Origin of the sequence: Sorangium sp. So ce367 (assembly GCF_051520455.1) — a bacterium.
GTDB classification, from domain to species: domain Bacteria; phylum Myxococcota_A; class Polyangia; order Polyangiales; family Polyangiaceae; genus Sorangium; species Sorangium cellulosum_B.
This window is the reverse complement of the sequence record NZ_CP150334.1, coordinates 12,076,821-12,102,633: the sequence shown is the minus strand read 5'-3', so window position 1 is coordinate 12,102,633 and position 25,813 is coordinate 12,076,821. Positions and strand designations below refer to the sequence as shown.

The following is a 25,813-nucleotide window of genomic DNA, read 5'->3' as shown; positions in this document are numbered from 1 at the left end:
GGCGCCCGGCGTGCTATGCACGCGCCGATGAGCGACGTGGTGGTGATCGGCGGCGGCGTGGCCGGGTGCGCCTCGGCGCTGGCCCTGGCGCGGCGCGGGCTGTCTGTCCGCGTCCTCGAGCGCAACCAGGGCGAGGGCGCTTCGTGGGCGGCGGCGGGGATCATCGGCCCCCAGCTCGAGGCCACGGGCGACGGCCCCCTCGCGCGGCTCTGCCTCGCGAGCCGCGCCCTCTACGCGGAGCTCGCCGCGTCGCTCGTCGAGGCGACGGGGATCGACGTCGGGTACCGGCAGAGCGGCGCGCTGCGCGTGGCGTTCACCGCCGAAGGACGCGAGGAGATCGCGCGCGAGCTCGCGTGGCAGCGGGAAGCCGGCCTCGCCGTGGAGATCTGCGACGGCGACGGGGCCCGCGCGCGCGCGCCGGCGCTCTGCGACGAGGTCGCCGGCGGCGCGTGGCTCGCCGACGAGGCGCGCATCGATCCGCCGTCGCTCATGCGCGCGCTGCGCATCGCGGCGGAGCGCGCGGGCGTGCGGTTCAGCGCCGGCGCGACCGTCCGGCGCATCGTGGTCGAGCGGGAGCACGCGCGCGGCGCGCAGCTCGAGGACGGCACGAAGGTCGAGGCGGGCTGGACGGTGCTCGCCGCCGGGAGCTGGTCGTCCCTGCTCGACGCGTCGGGCCTCGCCCCCTCGGCGGTGCGCCCGGTGCGCGGGCAGATCGTCGAGCTCACGCCGGCGTCGCCGGTGCTCTCGCAGGTGGTCTACGGGCCCGGGTGCTACCTGTCGCCGCGCGACGACGGGCGCGTGCTCGTCGGCGCGACCGTGGAGTTCGCCGGCTACGTCACCGCGGTGACGTCGCGCGCCGTGCGCGACCTCCTGACCGCGGCGCTCCGGCTCGCGCCCGCGCTCGGCGACGCGCCGATCGGCAGGACGTGGGCCGGCCTCCGGCCCCACCCGAAGGACGCGCTGCCGATCCTCGGCGAGGGGGAGATCGCGAATCTGCTCTTCGCGACAGGGCACTTCCGCAACGGCGTGCTGCTCGCCCCGGTGACCGCGAAGATCGTGGCGGCGCTGATCGCCGGAGAGGAGCCGCCGGTGGATCTGTCGCCCTTCTCCGCCAGACGGCCCGGCATCACCGGTTGAGCGCGCCGGAGCCTCGATCGCCAGCCGTGAATTGACCACAGCCCATTCGGTCAGCAGACGAGACGCTGACAGACATCCTTTTTTCAGGACGGCGGCCAGACATGCAAGGCAATGAGCTGTCGACCAGGAGCAGGCTCCCCAGCACGGACTTGACATCGCCGGCAAATACCGTATCTCATCTCCTTGAGAACTTCGATCTTACTTGGTGGCATCATCACGCACACTGCCTTGAGGTCGGTAAAATGATCCACCGAAAGGAGAATACCTTGAACTTACGCACTGCCGTTCCCACAATGTGTGTCGCCCTGACGGCTGTTCTCGCGGGCTGCGTCGTAGGCGCCGACACAGGCGCTGGCGAGGGCTCTGTGACAGGCAGCGATGAAGTCGGCGGACAGCAATCATCGTCGCTCTCTGCGCCGGGTTGCACGGTTCGCCTCACGCCGTCGAGCCTCGTCGCCAGCGTCGCGCAGGCCGAGAACCCGGCGGCGAACGTCGGCGATGGCAGCCTGGCCACCCGCTGGTCGGGCCGCGGCAAGGGCGCCTACGTGACGGCGGACCTGGGCGCGAAGCAGCGCATCTGCGGCATCTCTCTCGGCTGGTACAACGGCGGGTTCGACGGGCGCATCTACGACTACGCGCTCTCGACGTCCACGGACGGCCAGAATTTCTCTCCGCTCTTCGCGGGGAAGAGCCTGCCCAACACCTCGCTCCAGCCGGTCGAGCTCCAGGCCGTCGACGCGCGGTACGTCCGCCTCACGGTCAACGGGAACACCCTGAACGACTACGCCAGCGTGACGGAGCTCCAGATATCCGCCAGCGCGGCCCCCGCCGACGCCTTCGTCCATCCGGGCATCCTGGTCAGCAAGGCACAGCTGGATTTCGTCAAGACGAAGATCGGCGGCGGCGCGCAGCCCTGGACCAAGGAGTACCAGCTCGCCAGGGGCTCGAGGCACGCGAAGCGGGACTACGTCGCCAGCCCGGTGCCCGTCGTCAAGTGCTCCACGCCCGGCTCGAAGCAGAAAGCCATCGAGTTGGGCTTCGAGCAAGCGGGGTGCAGCGAGATCGTCAACGACGCGAACGCCGCCTATACGCAGGCGCTGCTCTTTTACTACAGCGGCGACGCGCAGTACGCCGAGAACGCGCGGCGCATCATCAACGCCTGGGCGCGCACGATGACCGCCATCCTGTTCGATCAGCCCCGCTTCCCGGACAACAACGGTCAGGTCTACGCCAACGGCCACTTCGCCGCTGGCTGGGCAGGCACCAACTTCCTGCGGGCCGCGGAGATCTTGCGCTACACGTACGGCGGCTGGACGGCCGAAGACACGGCCCTGCAAGAGAACCACTTCAAGACCGTCTACTGGGACCTGGTGAAAGACGGCTGGACGGGCGGCGCGAACCGGACCTCCGTGATGAACGAGACGGCGCTCGGCATCGCGATCTTCACGAACGATCGCGAGAAGTACGAGTACGCCGTGAGCCAGGTGGAGCACTCCAGCAAGGCCATGATCTACATGCCGAGCGACGGCCGCCAGCCGCTCTATCCCATCTATCAGGGCCGGCCGCGCTACACCGACGACGCGAAGGGCGCTCTCGCGGGGATCTGGAGCAACCCGACGCGCTACATCGCCGGCCTGGAGCAGGAGACCTGCCGCGACCTCGGGCACATGCAGATGGGCGTGAGCTCGCTGGCGAACATGGCAGAGACCCTTCGCATTCAAGGCGATGCGCGCAGCGCCTACGGCGACGACCCGGTTCATGACGAGAACCGCCTGCGGGAGGCGCTCGAGCTGAACGCCGATTACGCGCTGCAATACCTCGACAACACGGGCAATCGGGTCGGCGTGAAGGTGACGCCCGCGGGCTGGATGCCGGCGCGAAACTGGCCGTGCAGCAGCTTCGCCGAGACCGCCGGCGGCGGCTCGGCGGTCATGGGCTGGGAGATCGGGTACAACGAGTTCCGCAACCGGCGCGGGATCAGCATGCCGAAGACAGAGGAGCTCATCACGCGCGTCAGGGCGATGAGCAGCGCTTCCACCCGGGTCGGCAACCACATCGGCTGGGAGACGCTGACGCACGCGGGCGCGCCCTAGCCGCCCGTAGCCCCGCTCGTCCTGAACACCGGCTCCCGCGCGCCGCGGGAGCCCCTCCCGTGCGTCCCCCGCCGACGTTGATGCGTTCTGGACCACATCGCAGTCGAGATCCCGCGCGTCAGGAACTTTTCTCGGGGCTCGCCGTGTCCTGAAAGTGTCCGGGGAACGAGGCAGCGTCGGCTCTCCTCCTCCCGGCCCGGTCCATGCGCACGTTTCCCCACACATCGTTCCTCGATCGGCTCCTCGCCGAGCTCCCGTGCCTCCTGCGCGCGGCGCGCCGCCTGACGCGCTCGGAGCAGGACGCCGAGGATCTGGCGCAGGCGACGATCGTGCGCGCGATCGAGCGGCACGCCGACCTGCGGGACGAGGATCGCATGCGCGCGTGGCTGCTCCGCATCGAGCGATCGGTGCTGCTCAACGCGACGCGCGGCGCGCGGCAGCGGCTCGAGGTGATCGAGGGCGGCCGGGGCGCCGAGTCGGTGCCGGAGCCGCAGGGCAATCTGGAGGTGGAGCTGCTCGAGCGCGGCTTCGCCGACGAGGTCGAGCGCGCGCTCGCGCGCTTGCCTCCGGAGTGGCGCGAGGCGCTGCTCCTGCGGGAGGTCGAGGAGCTCTCCTACGAGGAGATCGCCGATCTCCAGGCGTGCCCGGTGGGCACGGTGCGATCACGGCTCTCGAGGGCGCGGCTCGCGCTCGTCGAGGGCCTCTCCGAACGATGCGAGGAGACGTCATGGCAGGGTGCAACCGCGAGTGGTTCGAGAACATTTCGGCGTGGCACGACGGCGAGGTGACGCCCGAAGACGCGGCGCGGATCGAGGCGCACGTCGCCGGCTGCGCGCCCTGCCGGCGCGCCGCGGAGGTCCTCGGCGGCGTGCGGCGCGCGCTCGTCGCGAAGGCGGACGGGGAGGTCCCGGAGCGCCTGCGCGATCGGGCGGAGGCCGCGGCGCGGAACGCGCGCGCGCGGCGCCGCGGCCCCTGGGCGATCACGGCCGCCCTCGGCGCGGCCGCGGCAGCCGCCGCGCTGCTCGTCGGCAGCCCGGGCCGGGGCGTGAGCGCGGCGATGGCCGACGAGCTCGTGAGCCACCACGTGCGCGGCTTCGCGCGAGAGCGCCCGTGCGACCTCGAGTCCTCCGATCCGGACGCCGTCGCCGGGTGGCTCGAGAGGGAGCTCGGCTACGCGGTGACCGTCCCGGCGGTGTCCGGCGCCCGGCTGCTCGGGGCGCGCCTCTGCCAGATCGGCGGCACGCGCACGGCGGCGCTCATGTACGAGAGCGGGGACAAGCCGCTCACGGTGTTCGTGCCGCCGCCCGGGTCGGGCGCCGCGACGGCGGCGCGCGCGCTCGCGGGGCGCGGCGTGGGGTGCACCCGGGGGCCGCTCGGCAACGCGATCTGCGCGAGGAGCGTGGAGCAGCCGGTGCTCGCGGTGGCTGAAGTGGACACAGCGGCGCTCGCGCCGGCGCTCTTCGGGCGCTGATCCCGTCGATCGCGAGGACCCATGACGATCGGCTCATTGCTGGCGCTCTTCGGCGCGGGGCTCCTGACGTTCGCGTCGCCCTGCGTGCTCCCCATGCTCCCCGTCTACCTGTCGGCCCTCGGCGGCGCCGGGGCGCTCGGCGGTCCGGATCCGGCGGCGGCGAGGCGCGGCGTGCGCCTCGCCGGTGTCGGCTTCGCGATCGGCCTCGCCATCGTGCTCGTCGCGCTGGGCGCCGGCGCCTCGGCGATCGCCGCGGTCCTCGCGCCCCACCGGCGCGCGTTCACCGTCGCGTCCGGCGTGCTCCTGGCGCTCTTCGGCGCGAAGCTCCTGGGCGTGCTGCGCCTCCCGTGGCTCGAGCGCGAGGCGCGCCCGCTCCTCTCCCGCCTCCCGGGCGCGGGCGGCTTCTGGGGGGGCATGCTCTTCGGGATCGCCTTCGCGGCGGGGTGGACGCCGTGCGTCGGCCCGGTGCTCGGCGCCGCGTTGACCTACGCGGCCACCGCGGGCGCGAGCCCGCTCACCGGCGCGATCCAGCTCGGCGCTTACGCCGCGGGCCTCGCCGCGCCGCTCGTCGCCGCGGCCTTCGTCGGGCCGGCGGCCGTCGCGCTCGCGCGCCGCCTGATGCCGGCCACGCCGGCTCTCCAGCGCCTGACGGGGGCGCTGCTCGTGGCCGCCGGGATCGCCGTCGCCGACGGCCGCCTGGACGCCCTCTCGCCGGCGCCCGCGGCGGCCGTCGATGCGGGCGCGGGCGCGCCCTGCGAGGTCGGCCCCGCCGGCGCGTGCGCGGCCCCGGAGGGCGCCGTGGCGCAGGGCGACGTCGCGCTGCCCGAGGGGATGCCTCGGCTGATCGAGTTCGAGAGCGCGCACTGCGCGGTGTGCGAGCGCATGGCGCCGCTCGTGAAGGAGCTCGAGGCGCGCTGCGCCAGGGAGGACGGCACCGTCCTGCGCATCCAGGTCGACGATCCGCGCGGGCGGGCCCTCGCCGCCCGCTACGGCGTGCGCTTCGTTCCGACGTTCCTCAGCGTCGACGCCGCCGGGCAAGAGGTGGAGCGCGCCGTCGGCGAGCTGCCTGCCCAGCGGCTCGCGAGCCTCATCGGCGACGTCCGCGGCGAGGCGTGCCCCCCTGCCTTGTGAGCCCCGACGGCGGGCTCGCTGCCTCCTCATCCCGGAGGCAACCCGAGCCTCGCGGAGCGCCGTCTACCAGCGCTCAGGCGGGAGACACCGCTCCACGACTGGCTACGTCGCCGCGAGCCGCGCGCGTACCTTGGCGAGGACCGCGACGTCGGCGGGCGGGAAGAGCTCGTCCCGGAGATCGGCCGCCTCGGCCCAGCGCACGTCGGCGACGTCGAGCGCGGCGGGCGCGGGCGAGCCCTCGGCGAGGGCGGCGGCGTAGAAGAGGAGGAGCACCGGCCTCTTCGGATAGCGGTGGTAGGTCACCTCGACGATGTCGCCGACCCGGGCCTCGACGCCGATCTCCTCGCGCAGCTCGCGGATCAGGGCGTCCCGCGGATCCTCGTCGGCCTCGACCTTGCCGCCGGGGAACTCCCACGCGCCCTCGAGGTGCGCGCCCGCCTTGCGCTGCGTGAGCAGGACGCGGCCGCGCTCGATGATGACGGCGGCGGCGACGAGGACGAGGGGCGGAGCGGGCTCGGGCGTGGCGGACATGGGCGCCTAGAATGTCGGTCGCGGCGCGCAAGACAAGGGCGAACGGCTGGCTCGACGCCGCACATCCCTCCGGCGTCTTCATTGCCTTGCGCGGCTCGGATTTCTCACCCTCGGACTCGTGCGCCGGTGGCGGCGGGAGCGGGGGCGCGATCGGCGGCAGCGGCAGGACCGGGAGCACCTCCGGCAGGCCAGCGCGGCCCGTCGCGTCCCGTGATCACGGCGTGTAGCTGGGCAGCTCGATCACGTAGGCGTCGACGGTATCCCCGTTGCCCCAGTCGCTCCCGAACACGGCGCGCGTGCCGCTGGGGCTCGGTACGGTGTGCGGCTCGGCCCAGTACGGCTCGGCGAGGTGGGTGTTCTCCTTGCCCCAGCTCCGGTGGCGGCCAATCCGGCAGACCTTGCCCGTGCTCGTGTCGGCGATCAGATTCTCCATGTCGAGCACCCCTGTGCCCGACGCATCGCCGATCGACGACACGAACACCCATCCCGGCTGCTTGTACGCCATCCCCGAGATGTGCCCTGTCGGGGGATAGGGCCACCCCGTCTCCGGGCCGATGACCACCTTCGATGTGCCTTCCGCGAGATCCCATGTGACGAGGAGCCCGATGTCGTCATTGCCGCCGGGGCCGGGATCGTAGACAGCCCCGTTCCAGGTGTCGTGACCGTTCACCCTGCTCAGCGACGCGTGGCCGTACGGCTCCAGCAGGTCCAGGGTACGCACCACGTTCAGCTGCGGATCGGTCACGCCGCCGCTGTCGCTCAGGAACGCGAGCGTCCCGCTCGGCGCGACCTGGGCGGGGTTCTCGCCGAGCGCCTTCCTGGCGAGCACCGTATTCTGGCCGACGTCGTAGATGAACACTTGATCATCGCACGTGAGGCCGATGCGGTTCGAATCCCACGACATGAACAGCGGGTCGCTGCCCGCGCTCGCGCCGCCCGAGCAGAAGTCGAACGTCGTCACGACCTCCTTCATCCCGGCGCCGACGTGGTAACGGATGAAGTCCTTGCCGTCGACGTAGAACAGGACGTCGGGATCGGAGGTGTGCCAGTACACCTGCTCGATGTCCGCCGGCGAGATGTCGAGCGCCTCGATGAGCTCGTAGGTCTTGCCGTCGTAGAGCTGGTGCTCGCCGGCCGCGACCGAGAAGAGGAGGAGCCTCGACTCGTCCGCGTTCCACGCCGAGATGGTCGAGTACATCGGCTTGATGACCGGGGCGTTCCCGCCCCCCGGCGCGACCGCCGTGATGCGGCGGATCGTGGTGCCGAACTCGGCGTCGGTGACGGCCTCGCCGAGCGCCGGCCTGGCGAGCTCGGTCATCGGGCGCGCTTCCTTGTCCTGCACGAGGCCCGCGCAGAGATCGATCGGCTCGCCCGGGCCCGCGCCGCCCGCGCCTACCGAGCTGCCCGTCCCCGCCGCGGCGGCGGCGCCCGTGCCGGCAGCCCCTGTGCCCGCGGCGCCACCGGATCCGGCCGTGCCTCCGGTCCCGCCGTCTCCGGCCGATGAGCCGCCGCCGGAGCAGGCGGCGAGGAAGGAAGAGGAGACAAGGAGGGTGACCGAGACGCCGGCTCTCATGGGGTTTCCTTCGCGCGAGCCACGATGCGTGGCCGCGGCAGCATACCCCGAAGCAACGTCAGGCGTGCGCGACGGTTTGTAAACCCGCCAGCTGTCCCGATCGCGGCACAGCCTGTTCAGGTAGGGTGCTGTTGAGTTGGCGTCGCTTTTCACGCTACAGTCTCGTGCGAGCCAGGGACGCCGGCTCCACTCGCCGGAGGCGGTCGATGGGCTGGGAAGTCGATCATGTGTTCCTTGCGACACCCGACGTGGGCATCGTCGAGCGGATGCTCGCCGAGTTCGGCCTGAACTTCAGTCGCCACGCGGTGCATGAGGGTCAGGGGACCGCGAATGCGTGTGCGGCCTTCGAGAACGCGTTCTTCGAGGTCCTCGGCGTCCATGATCTGGAGGAGCTGCAGACCGAGATCGTTCGGCCGCTGGGGCTGCACGAACGCATTCATTGGACCGAGACAGGCGCATGCCCGTTTGGCGTCTGTTTCAGGACCATCGATGCCGGAGGCGGGGACTGGCCCTTCGAGACCTGGGACTACAAGCCGAAATACATGCCGACGGGCATGAGCATGCCCATCGTGACGCCGCGAGGGTCCTTGACGGAGCCCATGATCTTCGTGGCGCCCCAGACCCTCAGGCGGACCACCCCGATCGAGTCGCGATCGCATCGTGGCGCGCGCCGGACGCTGACGCGTGTACGACTGCAACTGCCAGCGGAGAGCCCGCCGCTCTCGTCGGGCGTGCGTTGGTTCGTGGACCAGGGCATGCTCTCGGTCGATCGTGGGGCGACCAGCTCTCTCGAGCTGGAGTGGGATCACGGTCACGAGGGGCAGTCTCACCAGTTCCCTGCAGAAGTGCCGCTCGTCGTGCGCTGGTAGAGCGGGCTTTCGCTGTACGTCGGGGGAAGCACGAGCGCTCGCCCGGCCAAGCGGTGGCGCGTCTGCCGGCGGCGGCCCCCGCGGCACGGGGAGCCCGGCCGCCCGCCGCCCCCGGAGCCGCCCGGAGGCCGGAGCCGGAGAGCGAGCCCGCTTCCCTTTGCCGCCGAGGTGTGGGATGCGCCTGCCATGAGCGTCACGTACCGGGAAGCCGGGGTCGATATCGATGCAGGGGACGCGCTCGTCGAGCGCATCAAGCGGCTCGCGAAGCCGACGCGCATCCCCGAGGTGCTCGCCGACGTGGGCGGCTTCGCCGGGCTGTGCGCGCTGCCGGGCGGGCTGTCCGAGCCGGTGCTGGTCAGCGGCACGGACGGGGTCGGCACCAAGCTGAAGGTGGCGTTCGCGACGGGCGTCCACGACACGGTGGGCATCGATCTCGTCGCGATGTGCGTGAACGACGTGCTGACCGTGGGCGCGCGGCCGCTCTTCTTCCTCGACTACTTCGCGACGGGCAAGCTCGACGTCGACGTGGGCGAGGCCGTCGTCCGCGGCATCGCCGAGGGCTGCAAGCAGGCCGGCTGCGCGCTGATCGGCGGCGAGACGGCCGAGCTGCCGGGCATGTACGCGGACGGCGAGTACGATCTCGCCGGGTTCGCCGTCGGCGTCGTCGAGCGGTCGCGCATCCTCGACGGCAAGCGGATCGCGGCCGGCGATGCGGTCATCGGCGTGGCGTCGAGCGGGCTGCACTCGAACGGCTTCTCGCTCGCGCGGCGCGTGCTCGAGAAGGAGATGGGGCTCACGATGAGCGACCGCGTGGCCGACCTCGGCGGCACCGTGGGGGAGGCGCTGCTGACGCCGACCCGGATCTACGCCCGCGCGATCACGGCGCTCCTCGCGGCCTGCGGCGATGCGGTCCGGGGGCTGTCGCACATCACGGGCGGCGGCCTGCCGGGGAACCTGCCGCGCGTGCTGCCGGACGGGCTGGGCGCGCGGCTCGACCTCCGCTCCTACCAGCGGCCGGCGGTGTTCCAGGTGCTCCAGCGCGGCGGCCCCGTGGAGGAGGCCGAGATGCGGCGCACGTTCAACCTCGGCGTCGGGCTGGTCGCGGTCGTGGAGAAGGGCGCCGCGGACCGGGCCATCGAGGCGTTCGCCAAGAGCGGCGAGCAGGCCTGGGTGCTCGGCGAGGTGGTGTCGGTCGGCGACGTGCCGTTCGAGGAGCGCGTGCTGTTCGGATGAGCGGGCCGGGGCCGGCGAGGCGCGGCGCGCGGGCCGGGATGCGCCGAGCGGCGGCGCGGGCCGCGCGGCGCGAGCTCAGCCGCCTTCGAGCCGCGATCGCAGGTTCTTGATCGCGTCGTCGATCGCCCGGCTCTTCTTGTAACAGGGCCTCACCGTCGTCTCGAGCACGACGAGGGTGCGCTCGTCGCCCTCGGAGACGGCGCGCTCGAGGAACGGGAGCTTCTCGCCGCACGTGGCGTCGCGCAGCTCGAAGGAGATCCGGACTGCGGGGGTCCCGCGGGCCGCGATCTCCGGATCGCGGAGCAGCTTCGCGGCCCGGGTGGCCGGCGTGGAGCGGCCGCGGGTCTCGACGATCTCGTAGAGCACGTCGATGCCCGCCGTCCCGAAGCGGCTCGAGAGCGCCGTGAAGACCTTGTCGGCGTGCTCCTCGCCCGTCTTCGCGATGGCGATGGCGACGTTGCGCGCCGCGATCGCGAGCGCGCGCTCGCGGAGCGCCGCCGGATCACGCTCCGCGAGCTGCTGGATCGCGTCGGCGGCCTTCACCCACCGGCGCGCCCTGACAGCGTCGGTGAGCGCCTTCCGGGCCGCTTCATCGGGCGGGGGTTCGGCCGGCGCGTCGGGCGCCGCCGGCGCAGCGGCCTCGGGCGCCGGCGCCGTGGGCGCGGGGGTCTCGGGGACGGCGGCGGCGTCGGCCGGGGCCGGCTCGCTCGTGGCGAGCGCGCTCGCGGGGGGCCTCGCGGAGCCGAGCTGGGGCTCCGGCTCGGGCGGGGCACGCCCACCGCCGGCGAGCGCCGCGATCACCGCCGCCGCGAGGATGCCGCCGCCCAGGTACGGGGCCAGCCGGCCCACGCGGCCGCCGAGGCCTTCGGGGCCCAGCCGCGACGCGCGAGCCTCCCGCGCTTCGCGCTTTCGCCTGGCCTTCTCCTCGCGCTCGCGCGCGGCGCGCTCTTCCTCCTCCGCGAGCTTCCGCTTGGCCTCTTCCTCGCGCTCGCGGGCGACGCGCTCTTCCTCGGCGGCCTCCAGCTCCCGCAGCAGCGTCGGGGCGAAGGCTGGCCGCGAGCCGCTCATCCGCTCGGACGTCGGCTCCGAGACGGGCGCCTCATCCTCTGCGGGCGGCTCGTCCGGCGGCGGGGACGCGGACGCCACGGGAGCAGGCTCGGTCTGCGGCGGCTGCGCCTTCACGGAGGGCGCGGGCGACGGCGATGACGCCGGCTCCGCGCCGGCCCCGGACGGCAGCTTCGACGACGCCGGCTTCGACGACGGCGGCTTGGCGACGGATGCCGGCTCCACAGCGGACGCGGACAGCGGCTCCGATGGCGCACGCTCCGCCGCAGGCGACGACGGCGGTTTCGATGGCGAACTCTCCGCCGCAGACGACGACGGCGGTTTCGATGGCGAGCTCTCCGCTGCAGACGACGACGGCGGCTTCGACGACGCCGGCTTCGCGACGGACGCCGGCTCCGCAGCGGACGCGGGCGGCGCCTTCGATGACGCACGCTCCGCCGCGGGCGACGACGGCGGCTTCGATGGCGCCTGCTCCGCTTCAGGCGACGACGGCGGCCTCGACGACGCCGGCTTCGCGACGGACGCCGGGTCCACAGCGGACGTGGACGGCGGCTTCGATGACGCACGCTCCGCTGACGGCGGCTTCGATGGCGAACTCTCCGCCGCAGCCGACGACGGCGGCTTCGATGACGCACGCTCCGCAGCCGACGACGGCGGCTTCGATGACGCACGCTCCGCTGACGGCGGCTTCGATGGCGAACTCTCCGCCGCAGCCGACGACGGCGGCTTCGATGACGCACGCTCCGCCGCAGCCGACGACGGCGGCTTCGACGACGCACGCTCCGCTGACGGCGGCTTCGATGGCGAACTCTCCGCCGCAGCCGACGACGGCGGCTTCGATGGCGCCTGCTCCGCTTCAGGCGACGATCGCTCCTCCACGCCCGACGGCGACGGCTTCTTCGCCGAGGGCTCTACCGGACGACGCTCCGCCTGACCCGGCGACGACAAGAGATCATCCAGCGACAGCCGCAGGGAGCTGAGTCCCGTTGCCGCCGTCGCCACAGGCGCTTCGGCGGACCGCGCTGCCTCCCCAGGCGATGGAGCCGTCGAGGCCGGCAGCGTCGGCTCCTCCGGTGTCGCCGGCTCCTGCGACGGCGCCGCCGCATCGAGCAGCTGCCACGAGTCGCGCGGCGGCCGCGGGTCATCGGTCTCGGAAGAAGCGCCACCGCCGGCTGCTTCGCGAGCGAAAGCCGCCTGGGCGATGAGCGCCGCGCCGCCTACCGTCGTCGGGCGCGCGTCCTCCGGCACGCTCGAGTCGTCCGCCGCGGCGGCAGCGTCGGCCCTGGCGGCCTCCTGCGCGAAGGCGACCTGCGCCATGAACGCCGCGCCGCCTACCGTCGTCGGGCGCGAGTCGCGCGTCAGCTCGGCGACGAGGGTCGGCGTGTTGCGCACCGGCGTCGGCCGCGAGTGGCTGAGGGCGTCCTCGTCGTCTTCGTCGCCCTCCGGCGGCTCCGAGGCCGCCCCCGCCGGCTCCACGGGCGCCGTCATCCCCGCCAGCTCCACGCTGTCCGCGCGACCCTCCCCCGGCTCGCTCGACGCGCGCGCTCGCTCTGCCTCCGGCGCGCCCGCGCCGCTGCCGGCGGGCGCCAGCGCGCCCGCGACGTCCTCCAGCGAGACCAGGCAGGAATCGCCGAGGAGGATCGCCGACGAGCCGCCGACGCTCGCGTCGGGCGCGCCCGACGGCGCGCTGGGCACGGGCGGCCGGTTGCTCGGCACGCGCGCCGCGTCCGCGATCGCGGGCACCGACGTCATCTCCGCCCTCGAGGACATCTCCCCCCTCGACGACATCTCCGCCCGCGGCTCGTGCACCGCGATCCCCGACGCGGCGCACGCGTCGTCGAGCGCCGCGATCAGCTCCTCCGCGGTCCCGAAGCGGGCGCGCGGATTCTTCTCGAGGAGGAGCCGCACGACCGCCTCGAGGGCAGGCGGGACCACGACGCCGGGCGAGTGCACGGCGATCGCCGGCACGGGCGCGCTCCGCTGCTGGTTGAAGAGCTCGACCGGATCCTTGGCGAGGAACGGGTGCTTGCCGGCCAGCATCTCGTAAAGGATCAGGCCCAGGGCGTAGAGATCCGCGCGCTCGTCGACGAAGTCCATCCCGAGCGCCGACTCCGGGGCGAGGTAGGCGATGGTCCCGAAGATCACGCCGGCCGTTGTGAGCCGGACCGGGAGCGAGTCCGCCCCCGCCCGCGCGGACTCGGGCGACGCGACGGAGCGGCGCAGCTGATCGACGCTCACCTTCGCGAGGCCGAAGTCGATGAGCTTCACGAGGTCGCCCTGCGGCTCGACGACCATCGCGTTGCGCGGCTTCACGTCGCGGTGGACGATGCCCATCGCGTGGGTCGCGTCGAGCGCGGCCGCGAGCTGCCTGGCGATCAGGGCGGCGCGCGCGGCGGGCACCGGCCCCCGCCGGATGATCTCGTGGAGCGTCGTGCCGCGCACGTACTCGAGGACCAGGAAGAACGAGCCGTCCTCCGCCTCGCCGAAATCGGTCGCGGTCGCGACGTTCCGGTGCTGGATGTGGGCGCCGGCGATGGCCTCGCGCTCGAAGCGCTGCACGAGCTCGGGGAGCCGCTCGGTGTCGGGGTGCAGGATCTTGATCGCGACGCGCTTGTGCATGTGCACGTGCTCGCCGCGGTAGACCGCGCCCATGCCGCCCATCGCGATGACCTCGTCGATGCGGTAGCGCTTCGAGATCACCCGCCCGAGGTAGGACCTCGCCCGGTGCTTCGCGGCCTCGTCGGCGGTAAGGGTCGGCTCAGGCGGGCGTTCCGACATCGTGGCGCCGCCACCCTACCCCGAGCGGCGCGGCATTGGTAGGTGGCCGGCCAGAGGGGCCCGGCCACGGCGAGGCGCGAGCGTGCGCAGCCGCAAATGACAGCGCGAGCGGCCCGGAGGTCGCCTCGCAGCCCTCGATGCGCCCCCCCCGGGACCCGGGCGGCCGCTTCCGCCCCGGATCTCTCCCGCGCCCGCCTCCGCCGTAGTATCTGCCCCCCATGCCCCCCCTCGATCTCGGCGTCCTCATCTCCGGCCGCGGCTCGAACCTCCAGGCGATCCTGGACGCGATCGCCGCCGGCCACCTCGACGCCCGCGTGCGGCTCGTCCTCTCGAACCGGCCCGACGTGGAGGGCCTCGCGCGCGCCGAGCGCGCCGGGGTCCCCACGCGCGTCATCGCGCACCGGGACTTCACCAATCGCGACAGCTTCGACGCCGCCGTCGTCGACGCCCTCCGCGAGGCGGGCGCGACCTGGGTCGTCCTCGCGGGCTTCATGCGCCTGCTCACGACGACCTTCCTCGACGCCTTCCCGCACCGGGTCGTGAACATCCACCCGTCGCTCCTGCCCTCCTTCCCCGGCGTCGACGCCCAGCAGCAGGCGCTCGATCACGGCGTGCGCGTCACCGGCTGCACCGTCCACCTCGTGGACGCCGGCACCGACACCGGGCCCATCCTCGCGCAGGCCGCCGTCCCCGTGCTCGACGGGGACGACCGCGACGCGCTCGCCGCGCGCATCCTCGTCCAGGAGCACGCCCTGCTCATCCGCGCGCTCTCGTGGATCGCCGAGGGGCGCCTCCAGATCGCGCCGCCTGACGTGCCGGGCGGGCGAGCGCGCGCGACGCTCGCCGGCGTCGCGACCGCGCTCGGGCTCGCCCAGAGCGGCCCCGCGCGGGGAGACGCCGGGGAAGTCGGAGAAGTCGGGGAAGGGGCGTGATCCACAAGCACTACGACGTCATCGTCCTGGGCCGGTCCATCGGCGCGCTCACGGCCGCGGCGCTCCTCGCGCGCCGCGACTTCACCGTGATGGTCGTCGGGCACGGCGAGCGCCCGCCCACCTACCGCCTCGACCAGCACGTCCTCCGCCGGCGCGCCTTCACGATGCTCGCCGAGCCCTCGCCCGCGTGGCGCCGCTTCCTCGTCGAGCTCGCCCAGTCGCAGACCTGGAAGCGCCGCATCGTCCCGGCCATGCCCATGCTGCAGGCCGTCGCGCCGCGCCGGCGCCTCGACGTGCCGCCCGACATGGTCCTCTTCGGCCGCGAGATCGACCGCGAGTTCCCCGAGCTCCGGCGGGTCGTCGACGAGCTCTACGCCGAGCTCGCCCACGTCAACGGCGCCGCGGACGACGCCTTCTCGCACGACGCCCTCTGGCCGCCGGGCACCTTCTGGGAGCGGCGCGAGACCGCGCGCTACGCCGGCATGCTCCCGTACGCGCGCGCCGAGCCCGACGCCGACCTGCTCGTCGAGTTCCCGCGCGGCCACCTGTTCCGCTCGATCGTCACGCAGTCCGTCCTCTTCGCCACGGACCTCTCGGCGCTCCCGCCTCCCTTCGCGGTCGCGCGCCTGCACGGGGCGTGGACGCGCGGGCTGATGATGCTCCCGCGCGGCGAGGAGGAGCTCGAGGAGTTCCTCGTCGAGCGCATCCTCGCCCACGGCGGTCGCTGCCTGCTCGACGAGCGCGCGGCGTCGGTCCACGTCCGCCGCGGCACCGCCGCGGGGGTCGTGCTCGACGGCGACGATCACCCGAACGGCAGCAGCTTCGTCATCACCGACATGGACGGCGAGACGCTCGCGAGCCTCTCGGGCGGCGAGGGCATCCACAAGCGCGCGCTGCGCGAGTGGCCGCGGATCACCTCGTCGATCGGCCGCTTCGTCGTGTCGCTCATCGTGCGCCGCGAGGGTTTGCCCGAGCCGCTCGGCCCCGAGGCGCTGCTGTTCCCCTTCCCGTCCGCGTCGGCTGGCCGCTCGCCCGCGCCGCCGCGCGTGTCGAGCGACGGCGCCTCCGGGGCCCGTCCGAGCTCGCCGCGGCAGACGCGGCCGACCGGACCTGGGCGCCCCGTGGTCCACCTCCAGCGCTGCGATCTGCCGGCTCCCTCGACCGACACGCTGCTCGTGGCGGAGATCCTGCTCCCCGATCGGGGCCCGCTGTCGCTGCTCGAGGCGCGCCAGGCGGTGCTCGACGCGCTCACGGCCGAGCTCCCCTTCCTCGAGCGCCACCTCGTGCTCGTCGACTCGGTGCACGACGGGCTGCCCGTGTGGCTTTACGACGGCCAGCGCCGCCGCCTCATCGAGCGCGCCGCGCTGAAGGGCGCGGCCCCGGGCGCCGAGCCGATGGTGCGGCAGCTCGAGGTCGACCCGCCCGGCTACCTCGGGCTCGCGGGCGAGCCGATCCGCGGGCCGATCGAGCGCACCCTGCTCGTCGGCCGGAGCGTGCTGCCCGGCCTCGGCCAGGAGGGCCAGCTGCTCGCCGCCTGGGGCGCCGCCCGGCTCGTGACCCGGACCGACCGGCGGAAGGAGCGGATGCGGCGGGACATGTGGAGCAAGGTGGAGATCGGCTAGCGCGGGGGGCGGACCTCGCAGGGCTGCCCGGCCCCCAGAGAGGGTGTTCTCGGCGCGGGGTGGGGGCCCCGCCGAACTCGCCTGAAACACGAGCCATCCGGCGTTGCCGGATGGCTCGTGTTTCAGGCTCAAACATCGGCCCATCCCCCACCCCGCGCCGAGAACACCCTCTCTGGGGGCCTACCGTTTTCTGATCTCTCCACTGCGCAGAGGACGAACCGTGCGTTTTGCGAAGCGGGTGAGACGTGAAGGCGAGACTCCCTGTCTCAGAGGGATCGGGGGAATACCTGAAAGAACCCGTCGCGCTCGACCACGGTGAGCGGCACGTCGAACAGACGGGACAGGTTGTCGTCGGTCAGCACCGCGCGCTTCGGGCCATCGGCGAAGACGCGGCCATTCCTCAGCAGGACGACCCGCCCGATCTCCGGCGGGATCTCCTGCACATGGTGCGTCACCAGGATCAGCGTCTTGCCCTTCCGCGCGAGGCGCCTGAGCAGATCGATGAGCTCGAACGCGGCCTTCAGATCGAGGCTCGTCGTCGGCTCGTCGAACACCAGCGCCTCCGGGTCGTGCACAAGGGCGCGCCCGAGCAGGCAGCGCCGCTGCTCGCCGGCCGACATCTCCGCGATGGGCTTGTCGCCGAGGTGCGCGACGCCGAGATCGCGGAGCACCTCCTCGGCGCGCCGGCGCTGCGCGGCCGTCGCCGGCTCGTGCTCGTGCAGCCCGGCGCTCGCGAAGAAGCCGGAGAGCACCACCTCGGAGCCCCGCACACCCCGGGGATAGGCCATCTGCAGCTCGTACGACACGAGCCCAAGCCTGCGCCGCAGTGCGGACACCTCCCACCTTTCGCGACCGAGTATCCGCACATGCGAGCTCTCGCGGTGGACCGGATAGATTTCCCGTGAGAGCAGCCTCAGCAAGGTCGACTTCCCGGCGCCGTTGGGCCCGAGGATCGCGGTGTTCTCGCCCTGCTCGATGCGCAGCGACAGCCCCTCGAAGACGCGCGTGTCGCCGCGGAAGACCTCGGCGTCCTCGATCTCGATGAGCGCGGGCGCGCTCATCGCTCCACTCCACGGTCCTGGTTCATCGGGGCGCAGACTACCCGCTTACCGGCGTCCTGCGCCGAGAAATCAGGCCATTCGCGGTGGATCATCCGTGCCCCGGTTCGGTGATCCACTCCATCGGCCCACTCTCCATCTCTCGCGGACAGGCACCGTCGGAATGCGCCCGTGAACCGGCGTTCTCCGCTCTGGAGAGACGATGGCCCGGCCGTTGCAACGCTCTCCGAACCTTCCTTTCAACAAGCGCCCCGTGCCAAGCCGATGCTGGCACTCGGGAGCGGAAAAATCCGATGCGGCGCGGAGCCGCTCGGTCACTTGGAGATTGACAATGACGAAGATCAAGGGTTCGCTTTTCGGTGCTGGGGCAGCTCTGTGCCTGCTCGCCGCTGTCGGCGGGTGCATCGTTGTCGCGGACGATGGTTCCAGCGCCTCCGAAGAGGACGAGATTTTCGCCGATGAGGCAGCGGCGGCCGCGGCGGCATCGCAGATGCGCTTCGGCGTCGCTCCGCAGTGGAGCCAGAGCTGGTCGCCGCCCCAGTCCGGACCCGCCAACGTCGACGTTGTCGCCGTCGGGGACTGGTTGCAATCGGGCGGCTTCACCAGCACACATAAGAACAAGCTTACGCGGATCGTCAACGCGGGGAAGACCCCCTACTTCTTCGGCTACATCGCCACGGACATGACGAAGAAGGGGCTCGGGTCCGAGAACGACTGCGACGGCAACAGCGGCGCACCGCTGTGCCAGAGGGGCGCGGCGTACGTGCGCGCCAACATCGCCTCGATGGCGAGCGCCTACCAGAAGGCGGCGTCAGGGATCAACGGGGCCCTCCAAGGACGCGAGGCGCTGATCCACATCGAGCCGGACTGGTACCAGTTCTCGCAGACGGCGCAGCAGAACGCGCTCACGGAGACGGAGTCCGACAGCTTCATCAACCAGATCCTCGGCGCCATCAAGGCGGGCTGCCCCTCGTGCAAGGTGGTCATCGACTTCAGCCCGTGGTTCAGCCCGTCGGCCACCAAGTGGGCGTCGTCGGTCGGCGACTTCTACGACGGCTGGGATCGCAGCGTGGTCAAGTACGTCGGCCTCACGGGCAAGCAATTCCCGTTCACCACCGGCAAGATCGACAACTTCACCTACAAGGAGATCACCACCGCGCTCAGCCTGCCGCTCGTCATCGTGGACGCGTACACGTTCGGCGGCGGCCCGATCAACGTCGACTCCACCTGGCTCAACGAGAGCAACGTCGCCAAGGCCGTCGACATGGGCGTCGCGATCGTCATGCTCTCTCAGACGGGCGACGTCGCCGGCTATGACAGCTTCATCGCGCGGGTGAAGAGCAGCAGCAGCTCCAGCTCCAGCAGCTCCACCACCAGCAGCTCCAGCTCCAGCACCTCCGGCAGCGGTGGCGGCGGCGGCGGCACCACCACGTCCTCGTCGAGCAGCAGCAGCAGCACCACCGGCAGCGGCGGCAGCGGCGGGGGCAACCCCGGGACCGGCGTGCGCGTGGAGGGCGGCGACATCACCATCGACATCACCCCCAACTCGACGTGGACGGGCGGCTACTGCAACAACGTCAAGCTGACCAAGAAAGACAGCGGCGAGACCACATGGAAGCTCTACGTGCCCTCGAACGGCGCGACGCTCCGTGACTTCTGGAACACCAACGCCGTCAAGCAAGGCACCGACTTCGTGTTCACCGGCGTGAGCTGGAACGCCAAGATCAAGCCTGGATCGGCCGTCGAGTTCGGGTACTGCGCGAACGGCAACCGCTGAGCTCCAGTCGATTGGCGCCGCGCCAGCCGAGGAGGAGACACAGCCCCAGGCGGCGCGGCGCGCCGGCCCGCGGGATCGGCCGAACGACACGGGAAGCGCCCCTCTCGGGGCTCCCCGCGCGGCCTCCGCGCCCGGTCGCGCTCGCCCGCGGGCCGCGCCCTCTGGTACCGTGGGCGCCCCGTGCCCTCCGCCCCGCAGCGCTCCCCCTTCGCCGGCAATGGCCCGGTCGACCCCCTCCACGCCGCCGCGCTCCCTCCTCGCCGGGCGCGCCCTCCGGTCCGGGGCGCCGCATGGCGCTGAGGCTCCGGGTCACCTGGCGCAATGCGGGCAGCCCGCTTCTGCCCGACGCGCTCGCCGACGTGCAGGCGACGGCCGACGACGCGCCGCTGCCGCTCGCGGGATCGAGCCCTGGGCGGCGCGAGTTCGTGATCCCCGCCGGGGCGTCGCGCGTCGCGCTCAGCGCGCGCTTCTCGGCGGCGTTCGACGCCTTCGAGGACGTCCCCGCCCTGGAGGAAGAGGTCCTGTCGGTCGATCAGGCGTTCGACGTGGCGAGCGGCGGGACGGCGCTCAGCCCCGCCCCGGACGCGGCGCTGGGGCAGGCTCACCCGCTCGTCGACGTGCAATCGGCGCCTGGCCTCGCGCTCGCCCAGATCAGGACGGATTTCGTCGATATCACCCCGTTCTGGATGGCCTACGCCGGGTATGCGGACGAGTACCGGCGCGAGCACCGGCCCGGGACCGAGCTCGTGGCCCTCGGCGCCACCGCGGGGGATCCGAAGATCTGGTTCGCGAGCGTCCCGGAGGCCTGCAAGGCGCCGCCGGACGACGGGATCTCGGCCCTCGTGTTCTACCGGCCGGAAGGGTACCCGTATACCCGGGTCGACCAGCGCCACGAGATGTTCGGGCTGAATCGATACCTGCTCACGCCCGACCCGTCTCCCGGCGCGTCGTTCTGGGCGCGCGACGTGTTCGAGCGCGATCCGCGCGACCAGTCGCGCTGGGTCTATGTCCGCTGCGGCTTCGAGGAGGCGCTCGCCGCGAGCGGCAGGGCGGTGGTCATGCTGCACCCGTGGCCGAGCGGGGCGAGCTTCGGCGCCGCCACGACCGCGGGCCTGCCCGGCCTCGCCGAGGCGGCGCTCCGCTTCCTCTGCGGCGCGCGGAAGATCGGTACGGGACAGGGCGGGCCGCGGCTCGGCAAGCTCGGGCTCGCGGGCTTCAGCGCCGGCGGACTGGCCCTGTGGCAGGCGCTCGCGGCCAACAAGGACCGCGTGAGCGAGGTGTTCGCGTTCGACGCCCGCGGCATCGCGAAGAACGAGGCCTTGCTCGCGCGCTGGCTCGGCGGCGACGCCTCGCGCCGCCTGCGGATGACCGGCGGCCACCAGCTCGACGCGAACGCGGCGCTCCAGCAGAGGCTCCCCGGCCCCTCCAGGGAAGCGCGCCTGACCCGCCTGCCGCCCGACAAGAGCGGCTATCTCCCAGGGGCGAACCCGCGCTGGGATCACGTGTGCTCCTCGCTCGAGGCGAGCGAGAAGGATACCTATCTGAACGCCGGCTGGGTATGGCACCAGTTCGCGATGTTCGGAGGCTTCCCGGAGGCTGGAGAGCAAGCCGCCGTCACGTTCCTCCAGCGCTTCCTCGAGGCGTCGGAGCTCTGAGCCGCACCGAGGCCGAGATCCGGCCGGCCGACGACCGGGCATGTCAGATTCAAACGCAAAGACGCAAAGACGCAAAGGCGCAAAAAAGAGACGGGGTTGAGCGCGACGAGATGGCCACGGTCGTCGACATGGCATTCGAGGGTCACACTCCCCCCTTTCTCTCGTCTTTTTTGCGTCTTTGCGTCTTTGCGCCTTTGCGTTCAATTCTCTCTCACCACGCGATGAGCCGCGCCAGCACCCGCATGTCCTCGTCGTCGCCCATCCTCGCGAGCGCGGCGCGCGCCCTCGCTAGCGCGGGCTCGACGTAGCGTAGGTACGTAGGATCCACGCCGATGCGGTCGAGAAAGACGAAGCGGCCGGCGTCCTTCAGCTTGCGCTGGACCGTGAGCACATCGAACTCCCGGCCAAGCGCGTCGCGCGCCGGCCTGTCGAGCGAGGCGGCCGCCGCATAGTCGTCCAGCCGGGCCTCGACGAATGAGCGATCCAGGTCCTGAGCGCTGTCATTCAGGAGCGTCGCGAGATCGTAGGCGCGCGGGCCGAGGAGGGCGTCCTGGAAGTCGAGCCAGGCGATCTCGAGGCCCCCGCCCGCCGCGTCAACGACCATGAGGTTCTGGCTCTGGTAATCGCGGTGAACGAAGCCCCGGGGCCACGCGGCGATGCGCCGGGCGAGGCGCTCCGAGACGGCGTCGAGCTCGGCCCGCGCCGCGTCGCCCAGCCTGAGCCCGCGCGCGTCGAGCGCCCACGCGCGGAAATGGTCGAGCTCCCAGCGCAGGAGCGTCTCGTCGAGCGCGCACGAGTCGACGCTCGAGCCGCTCGGGAGCGCCGCGAGCGCCCGCTGCGCCCGGGCGATATCGCGCGCGGCCAGCGCGTAGACCTCGGCGCGGCGGGCGGGCGCGCGCTCGACGAAGGCCGAGAGCGTCGCGTCCCCGAGATCCTCCAGGAGGAGCAGGCCGTGCTCGCAGTCCTCGGCGAGCAGCGCCGGCACCCGGACGCCGCGCTCCCGGAGGAGCGCGTGCACCTCGAGAAACGGCCACCGCGGGGGAGCGGCGCCGACCGCGACGCCGTCGGCCCCCGGGCTCGGCGCGAACATCGCGACCGCCGTCCCGGCCGGCGTCACGACGCGCAGATAGCGCCGGCACGACACGCCCCCGCGCAGCGGGACCATCGACGACGGGACATGGCCCGTGGCCCGCTGCACGAGCCGGAGCAGGGCGTCGGTGTCGAGCTCGCGCACCCCTCTTCGTACGCCGGCGGACGGCGCAGACGCCAGCGCTGAAGAGAGGGACGCCGCCCTTCGCCGACGGGCGGCTCTCGACCAGCCGCGTTGCGCTCCGCTCGCTCGACGCGTCTCACCAGCCACGGGCACCGTCGCCTCCCAGCCAGATGGCCGTCGCGCCCCGGAGCTGATCCATGGCTCCAAAACGCGCCAATGTGGGCAACCGGAACAAGGGAGAAAACAGAAGCTGGGCGCTGGCAACGAGAACAAGCTGACTTTCGAGCGACATGACATCAACCGATCTCCCCGACGCTGAGCCCCATAGGCGCGGCGGCCCGCGCCTGCGGGCGACTCAACGGCGCGATCTTCTGAGAATTTGGCATCTGTCGGGTTGCTGCCAGCAGCAACAGCCTGGAATAGACCGCTGACCCTTCAGCGACCGCATGCTTGACGGGCACCGCAACCGCACAATGGTTTGTTCATGGCAAAACACAAAGTAATAGCCGTCGATCAGACCATTGTCTGGACAACGGTCCCCAAAGAATTCATCGACGCATTTAACTACACCACGACGTTCGCGCAGGCGGCGGCGCGCGTCAGCAACAGAGACCCAACCAGCCGAGCATATTTCGACACGCTGAAGCTGGAGTACCAGCGCGTTGGCTGGAACGTTCTCCAGGCCGAGAAGGTGGGCTATCAGGTAGGGCACGAGGGCTCAATCGTGCCGGCCCAGGTTATCTCCCGCATCCTCGCTCCCTACCTGACGGGCAAACAGCGGCGCCAGATGAGCGCCCTGCTCGACGCCATGCGGACTGACAACCGCATCCACGATTTCTGCTCCTTCTTCTGGAGCAAGTCTCACGTCGGCACGAATCCGCCCAAGCAGACGATGTCGTTCGGCCCTCTGGTCGTAGAGCTGGGGCAGCCCGTGTTCAACTGCATCTACTACGCGTTCGACTACCAGGCGGACAGCTGGAGGTCCATGTTCGTCAGCCACCGCTCGTCGTCGGCGAACCTCCAATTCTACCGCATCAAAATGATGCTCAACATGCCTCTTTACAATCGATACAAGAGCATCCTCATCGGGCGGCTCGAAGAAAAGATCAAAGAGCACGTTGAGCAAACCGAGCTCGACCTCTAGCAACCTCGGCCCTCACGGGATGCTCTCGTGGACTGTTCGACACGTCTTTCAACGCGGCCCGCGCACGGAGTATCCGCATCTACGGCGAGCTCATCCTGCATCGAGAAGCTATATGCCGCGAACATGTTGAAAGCTTGTCGAGCGTTCCGCCAGGCATCCTTCCGCGCGCGCCGAACGTCAACCTCAAGGAGGCGAAAGATGCCCCAAGTTTCCCTGATCGCTTCGGACAGGGTGCTCACGTGGACCGCATTGAAGGGATGGCTCGCCCCAAGCCAGGAGGACGTCGACGCCTGGTCTTACACCACCACGAAGGCCCAGATGGAGGCTCGTAAGGCGAGCACGGACGTAACCTCGGACGCTTACCATGACGCGATGATGATGGCCTATCAACAGATCGGCTGGCGCGTAGACGGTCTGGGCGCCTACGGGTACGCTCAACAACCCAGCACCCCCGTGACGCCCGCGCAGATCATGGTCGACGCGCTACGCGCAGCCTCCCCCCGGCGACTGCGCGCCATATACGATCCGGCGGACATGCTGGAGACGCTCCTAGAACGCCTGAAGAGCCCGCCGCCGCGCGTCCGTGCATTTCTGGACTGGTACGTGAGCAACGCTCATGTGTCGGAAACGGTGCAGCATATGGCAATGGGCCCCCTGATCTCCATATTCGGCACACCCAATATGCTGATCGTGCACTATACACTCATTGCTAAGATTGACGGCTGGGAGTCGTGGTTTCGACCATATGACCATTCGTCCATCCTCGTCAGGGCGAAGTTCGCGACGATGCGCCTCAACATGGGCGATTATCGGGCGCACAAGGAGTCGCTTCGGCGCGAGCTCACCGGCGCGACCTTGCAGCACATCCGCCGCACTACGTTGGAGATTTAGGGATCCAGATGCGCTCGCTTGACGGAGCCGAAGGGACAAGCTCATGAAGACGACGTTGCTCGCAGTCGACGGGACCCTGTTGGTCATCGGGTGTAGCGTCAAATCGCCATGGCTAGAAGCGATCAAATATACATTGGTCTTTGCGCAGGCAGCCGCCCGCGCGGAGACGAAGCCCGAATGGGGTCCATCGTCGGGGTTTATGATGAGCGAAAAGAGCTACATAGGCTCTCTCGTCAGGCATCTCCAGAAGACCGGATGGATCCTGACGGACGAGGTGGCCACGATGGGGCTGGACGCACAGACTTTCGCCGAGAATCGGCGCGACGCATCGCTCGCTTCCAAGCTGCTCGATCGCGCCCCGAGCGGTTTCCCTGCCGCGGGCTATCGGACCCCTTCGATGGTCCTGCGGCGCGCGCTCGCTGTCGCGGCCCCGGCGGAAGGCGGGCCGAGCACCCTCCAGTTCTGGTGGAGTCGGGCTCACGACATGAACATGAGCAACTACGTAAATGTCGGCATTGGGGCTGTGTCGGCGAGTCGCGACCCGCGCCACCCGATCACGCTCAGCTTCTCCATCGTCTCATTCGATCCTTCTGCAGTGCAGTACCACCTTGAATCCGACGATACGCAACCGAGCACCTGGCGATACCTGCTCGCAGGAGGCATCGCCCATATTCCGACGACCCACTATTTCACCCTCTCGACGCAGCTGAACTGGGCGGCCTACGCGTCCGTAGCTAACTCCCTGAAGAGCAGGCTTTCGGATAAGCTGGGCGAGCATGTAGATACAATGGTCCTGCGCTCCTAAGGGAAGAGGCCGCACGATACGACATTTGAACCCCCAATGGCCGTGTAGTTCACATCTTGCATCGATGCCTGCACGGTCCCCTCGGAGGTTTGTCCATCACTTGGTAGACGAACCTCCGAGCACGAGCCGCGATCTGTTCAGCGTTCTCGGTGTGCGCCAGCCATGCGGTCAGTGAACAGCACCCGCGCTGCGCTCTTCACCCGCCGGAACCGGGCGCGTGTCGACCAAAATCGGCGAACGCCTGTCCGGGTGCGGGCCGTCAGCGGCGCAAGCCTACCCACCCCTCCGGTCCCAGCGGCACGACGAGCAGCCGGCCGCTCGCCTCGTGAACGACCTGCGCCGCCGCCTCATCCCCGAGGGCGACCACGCGGCGCAGGGTGCTGGCGGGGCGAGGCGCGCACGGCGGCCCGTCGCCGACGGCCGGCTGGCGCGAGGTCACCAGGGCCGGGGCTCGGTGATGGGGCCCGCGTTGCCCGCCAGACGCTCAGCAGGCGCCGGCGCAGCCGTCGGCGCTGTTGAACCAGAGACCGCCCGAGTCCTCGCACGCGCTGCGGTCGTACCTGCCGGAGCAGCAGCGCTCCTGGCTCTCGCACACCTTCGCGGCGCCCTCGCCGCTCCGGAAGCAGCACTTCCGGCTCTCGGGCGCCTCGGGCGCGGCAGGATCCTCGGGCGCGGCGGGCTCCCCGGGCGCGGTCGCCTTCTCGATGACCACCGGCACCGCGGGCGCGACGAGCGTCGCCACCGTGTCGCAGCCGAACGAGGCAATCATGACGAGGAGGGCGAGCGCCGATCCCAGCGCACGAGCGTTTCCAGCCGGCTTCATGATCGCCGTGGG

At 71.3% G+C, this 25,813-nt stretch carries 21 protein-coding genes; 14 read left to right on the top strand and 7 right to left on the bottom strand.

Translation table 11 applies throughout. The annotated features are described in order from the left end of the window. Positions 1 to 27: 27 nt before the first annotated feature. The 5 genes from thiO (at position 28) to WME97_RS45815 (ending at position 5,832) form a co-directional block, all read left to right on the top strand. Positions 28 to 1,137, top strand: a complete 1,110-nt coding sequence (gene thiO / locus WME97_RS45835) for a glycine oxidase ThiO (protein ID WP_437547404.1) — start codon at positions 28 to 30, stop codon at positions 1,135 to 1,137. Positions 1,138 to 1,502: 365 nt separating this feature from the next. Next, positions 1,503 to 3,230, top strand: a complete 1,728-nt coding sequence (locus tag WME97_RS45830) for a discoidin domain-containing protein (RefSeq protein ID WP_437547403.1) — start codon at positions 1,503 to 1,505, stop codon at positions 3,228 to 3,230. 203 nt (positions 3,231 to 3,433) lie between these two features. Continuing rightward, positions 3,434 to 4,018: an RNA polymerase sigma factor gene (locus WME97_RS45825; RefSeq protein ID WP_437547402.1), complete on the top strand. Its 585-nt coding sequence runs from the start codon at positions 3,434 to 3,436 to the stop codon at positions 4,016 to 4,018. Then, a complete protein-coding gene (locus tag WME97_RS45820) occupies positions 3,958 to 4,701 on the top strand; it encodes a zf-HC2 domain-containing protein (RefSeq protein WP_437547401.1) in 744 nt (247 codons plus the stop codon). Before WME97_RS45825 ends, WME97_RS45820 begins: the two co-directional genes overlap by 61 nt. Before the next feature lie 21 nt (positions 4,702 to 4,722). Beyond that, a complete protein-coding gene (locus WME97_RS45815) occupies positions 4,723 to 5,832 on the top strand; it encodes a cytochrome c biogenesis protein/redoxin (protein ID WP_437547400.1) in 1,110 nt (369 codons plus the stop codon). A 102-nt stretch (positions 5,833 to 5,934) separates the two neighbouring features. Here WME97_RS45815 and WME97_RS45810 read toward each other — a convergent pair whose 3' ends face one another. After that, the gene (locus WME97_RS45810) at positions 5,935 to 6,363 is read right to left on the bottom strand and encodes a (deoxy)nucleoside triphosphate pyrophosphohydrolase (RefSeq protein ID WP_437547399.1); all 429 of its coding nucleotides are present in this window, start codon (positions 6,361 to 6,363) and stop codon (positions 5,935 to 5,937) included. A 214-nt stretch (positions 6,364 to 6,577) separates the two neighbouring features. Further along, the gene (locus WME97_RS45805) at positions 6,578 to 7,936 is read right to left on the bottom strand and encodes a hypothetical protein (RefSeq protein WP_437547398.1); all 1,359 of its coding nucleotides are present in this window, start codon (positions 7,934 to 7,936) and stop codon (positions 6,578 to 6,580) included. A gap of 206 nt (positions 7,937 to 8,142) precedes the next feature. Here WME97_RS45805 and WME97_RS45800 point away from each other — a divergent pair, with 206 nt between their 5' ends. Both WME97_RS45800 and purM read left to right on the top strand, forming a co-directional pair. Next, entirely contained in the window at positions 8,143 to 8,805 is a 663-nt protein-coding gene (locus WME97_RS45800) for a VOC family protein (protein ID WP_437547397.1), read from the top strand. A gap of 186 nt (positions 8,806 to 8,991) precedes the next feature. Next, the gene (gene purM / locus WME97_RS45795; protein WP_437547396.1) at positions 8,992 to 10,038 is read left to right on the top strand and encodes a phosphoribosylformylglycinamidine cyclo-ligase; all 1,047 of its coding nucleotides are present in this window, start codon (positions 8,992 to 8,994) and stop codon (positions 10,036 to 10,038) included. Positions 10,039 to 10,113: 75 nt separating this feature from the next. Here purM and WME97_RS45790 read toward each other — a convergent pair whose 3' ends face one another. After that, positions 10,114 to 13,881, bottom strand: a complete 3,768-nt coding sequence (locus tag WME97_RS45790; protein ID WP_437547395.1) for a protein kinase domain-containing protein — start codon at positions 13,879 to 13,881, stop codon at positions 10,114 to 10,116. Positions 13,882 to 14,099: 218 nt separating this feature from the next. On the opposite strand from WME97_RS45790, the gene purN reads away from it, so the two are divergent. Both purN and WME97_RS45780 read left to right on the top strand, forming a co-directional pair. After that, on the top strand, positions 14,100 to 14,813 hold the full coding sequence (gene purN / locus WME97_RS45785; protein ID WP_437547394.1) for a phosphoribosylglycinamide formyltransferase: 714 nt from the start codon (positions 14,100 to 14,102) through the stop codon (positions 14,811 to 14,813). Next, positions 14,810 to 16,435 (top strand): NAD(P)-binding protein, encoded by a 1,626-nt coding sequence (locus WME97_RS45780; RefSeq protein WP_437547393.1) that lies wholly within the window; start codon positions 14,810 to 14,812, stop codon positions 16,433 to 16,435. Before purN ends, WME97_RS45780 begins: the two co-directional genes overlap by 4 nt. Positions 16,436 to 16,701: 266 nt before the next feature. On the opposite strand, the gene WME97_RS45775 is transcribed toward WME97_RS45780, so the two are convergent. Then, positions 16,702 to 17,496, bottom strand: coding sequence for an ABC transporter ATP-binding protein (locus WME97_RS45775; protein ID WP_437547392.1), 795 nt, complete (start codon positions 17,494 to 17,496; stop codon positions 16,702 to 16,704). A gap of 328 nt (positions 17,497 to 17,824) precedes the next feature. On the opposite strand from WME97_RS45775, the gene WME97_RS45770 reads away from it, so the two are divergent. Then, a complete protein-coding gene (locus WME97_RS45770) occupies positions 17,825 to 19,270 on the top strand; it encodes a cellulose binding domain-containing protein (RefSeq protein WP_437547391.1) in 1,446 nt (481 codons plus the stop codon). Between the two features lie 290 nt (positions 19,271 to 19,560). Further along, positions 19,561 to 20,925 carry a hypothetical protein gene (locus WME97_RS45765; protein WP_437547390.1) on the top strand — a complete coding sequence of 455 codons (1,365 nt, stop codon included), beginning with the start codon at positions 19,561 to 19,563 and terminating at the stop codon, positions 20,923 to 20,925. Between the two features lie 211 nt (positions 20,926 to 21,136). On the opposite strand, the gene WME97_RS45760 is transcribed toward WME97_RS45765, so the two are convergent. Continuing rightward, a complete protein-coding gene (locus tag WME97_RS45760; protein ID WP_437547389.1) occupies positions 21,137 to 22,159 on the bottom strand; it encodes an aminoglycoside phosphotransferase family protein in 1,023 nt (340 codons plus the stop codon). 463 nt (positions 22,160 to 22,622) lie between these two features. Here WME97_RS45760 and WME97_RS45755 point away from each other — a divergent pair, with 463 nt between their 5' ends. The 3 genes from WME97_RS45755 (at position 22,623) to WME97_RS45745 (ending at position 24,978) form a co-directional block, all read left to right on the top strand. After that, entirely contained in the window at positions 22,623 to 23,282 is a 660-nt protein-coding gene (locus tag WME97_RS45755) for a hypothetical protein (protein WP_437547388.1), read from the top strand. A gap of 198 nt (positions 23,283 to 23,480) precedes the next feature. After that, the gene (locus WME97_RS45750; RefSeq protein ID WP_437547387.1) at positions 23,481 to 24,173 is read left to right on the top strand and encodes a hypothetical protein; all 693 of its coding nucleotides are present in this window, start codon (positions 23,481 to 23,483) and stop codon (positions 24,171 to 24,173) included. 43 nt (positions 24,174 to 24,216) lie between these two features. Next, positions 24,217 to 24,978: a hypothetical protein gene (locus tag WME97_RS45745; protein ID WP_437547386.1), complete on the top strand. Its 762-nt coding sequence runs from the start codon at positions 24,217 to 24,219 to the stop codon at positions 24,976 to 24,978. Positions 24,979 to 25,237: 259 nt separating this feature from the next. Here WME97_RS45745 and WME97_RS45740 read toward each other — a convergent pair whose 3' ends face one another. After that, positions 25,238 to 25,417 (bottom strand): hypothetical protein, encoded by a 180-nt coding sequence (locus tag WME97_RS45740; protein ID WP_437547385.1) that lies wholly within the window; start codon positions 25,415 to 25,417, stop codon positions 25,238 to 25,240. Between the two features lie 45 nt (positions 25,418 to 25,462). Continuing rightward, entirely contained in the window at positions 25,463 to 25,801 is a 339-nt protein-coding gene (locus tag WME97_RS45735) for a hypothetical protein (RefSeq protein WP_437547384.1), read from the bottom strand. Between the last annotated feature and the right edge of the window lie 12 nt (positions 25,802 to 25,813).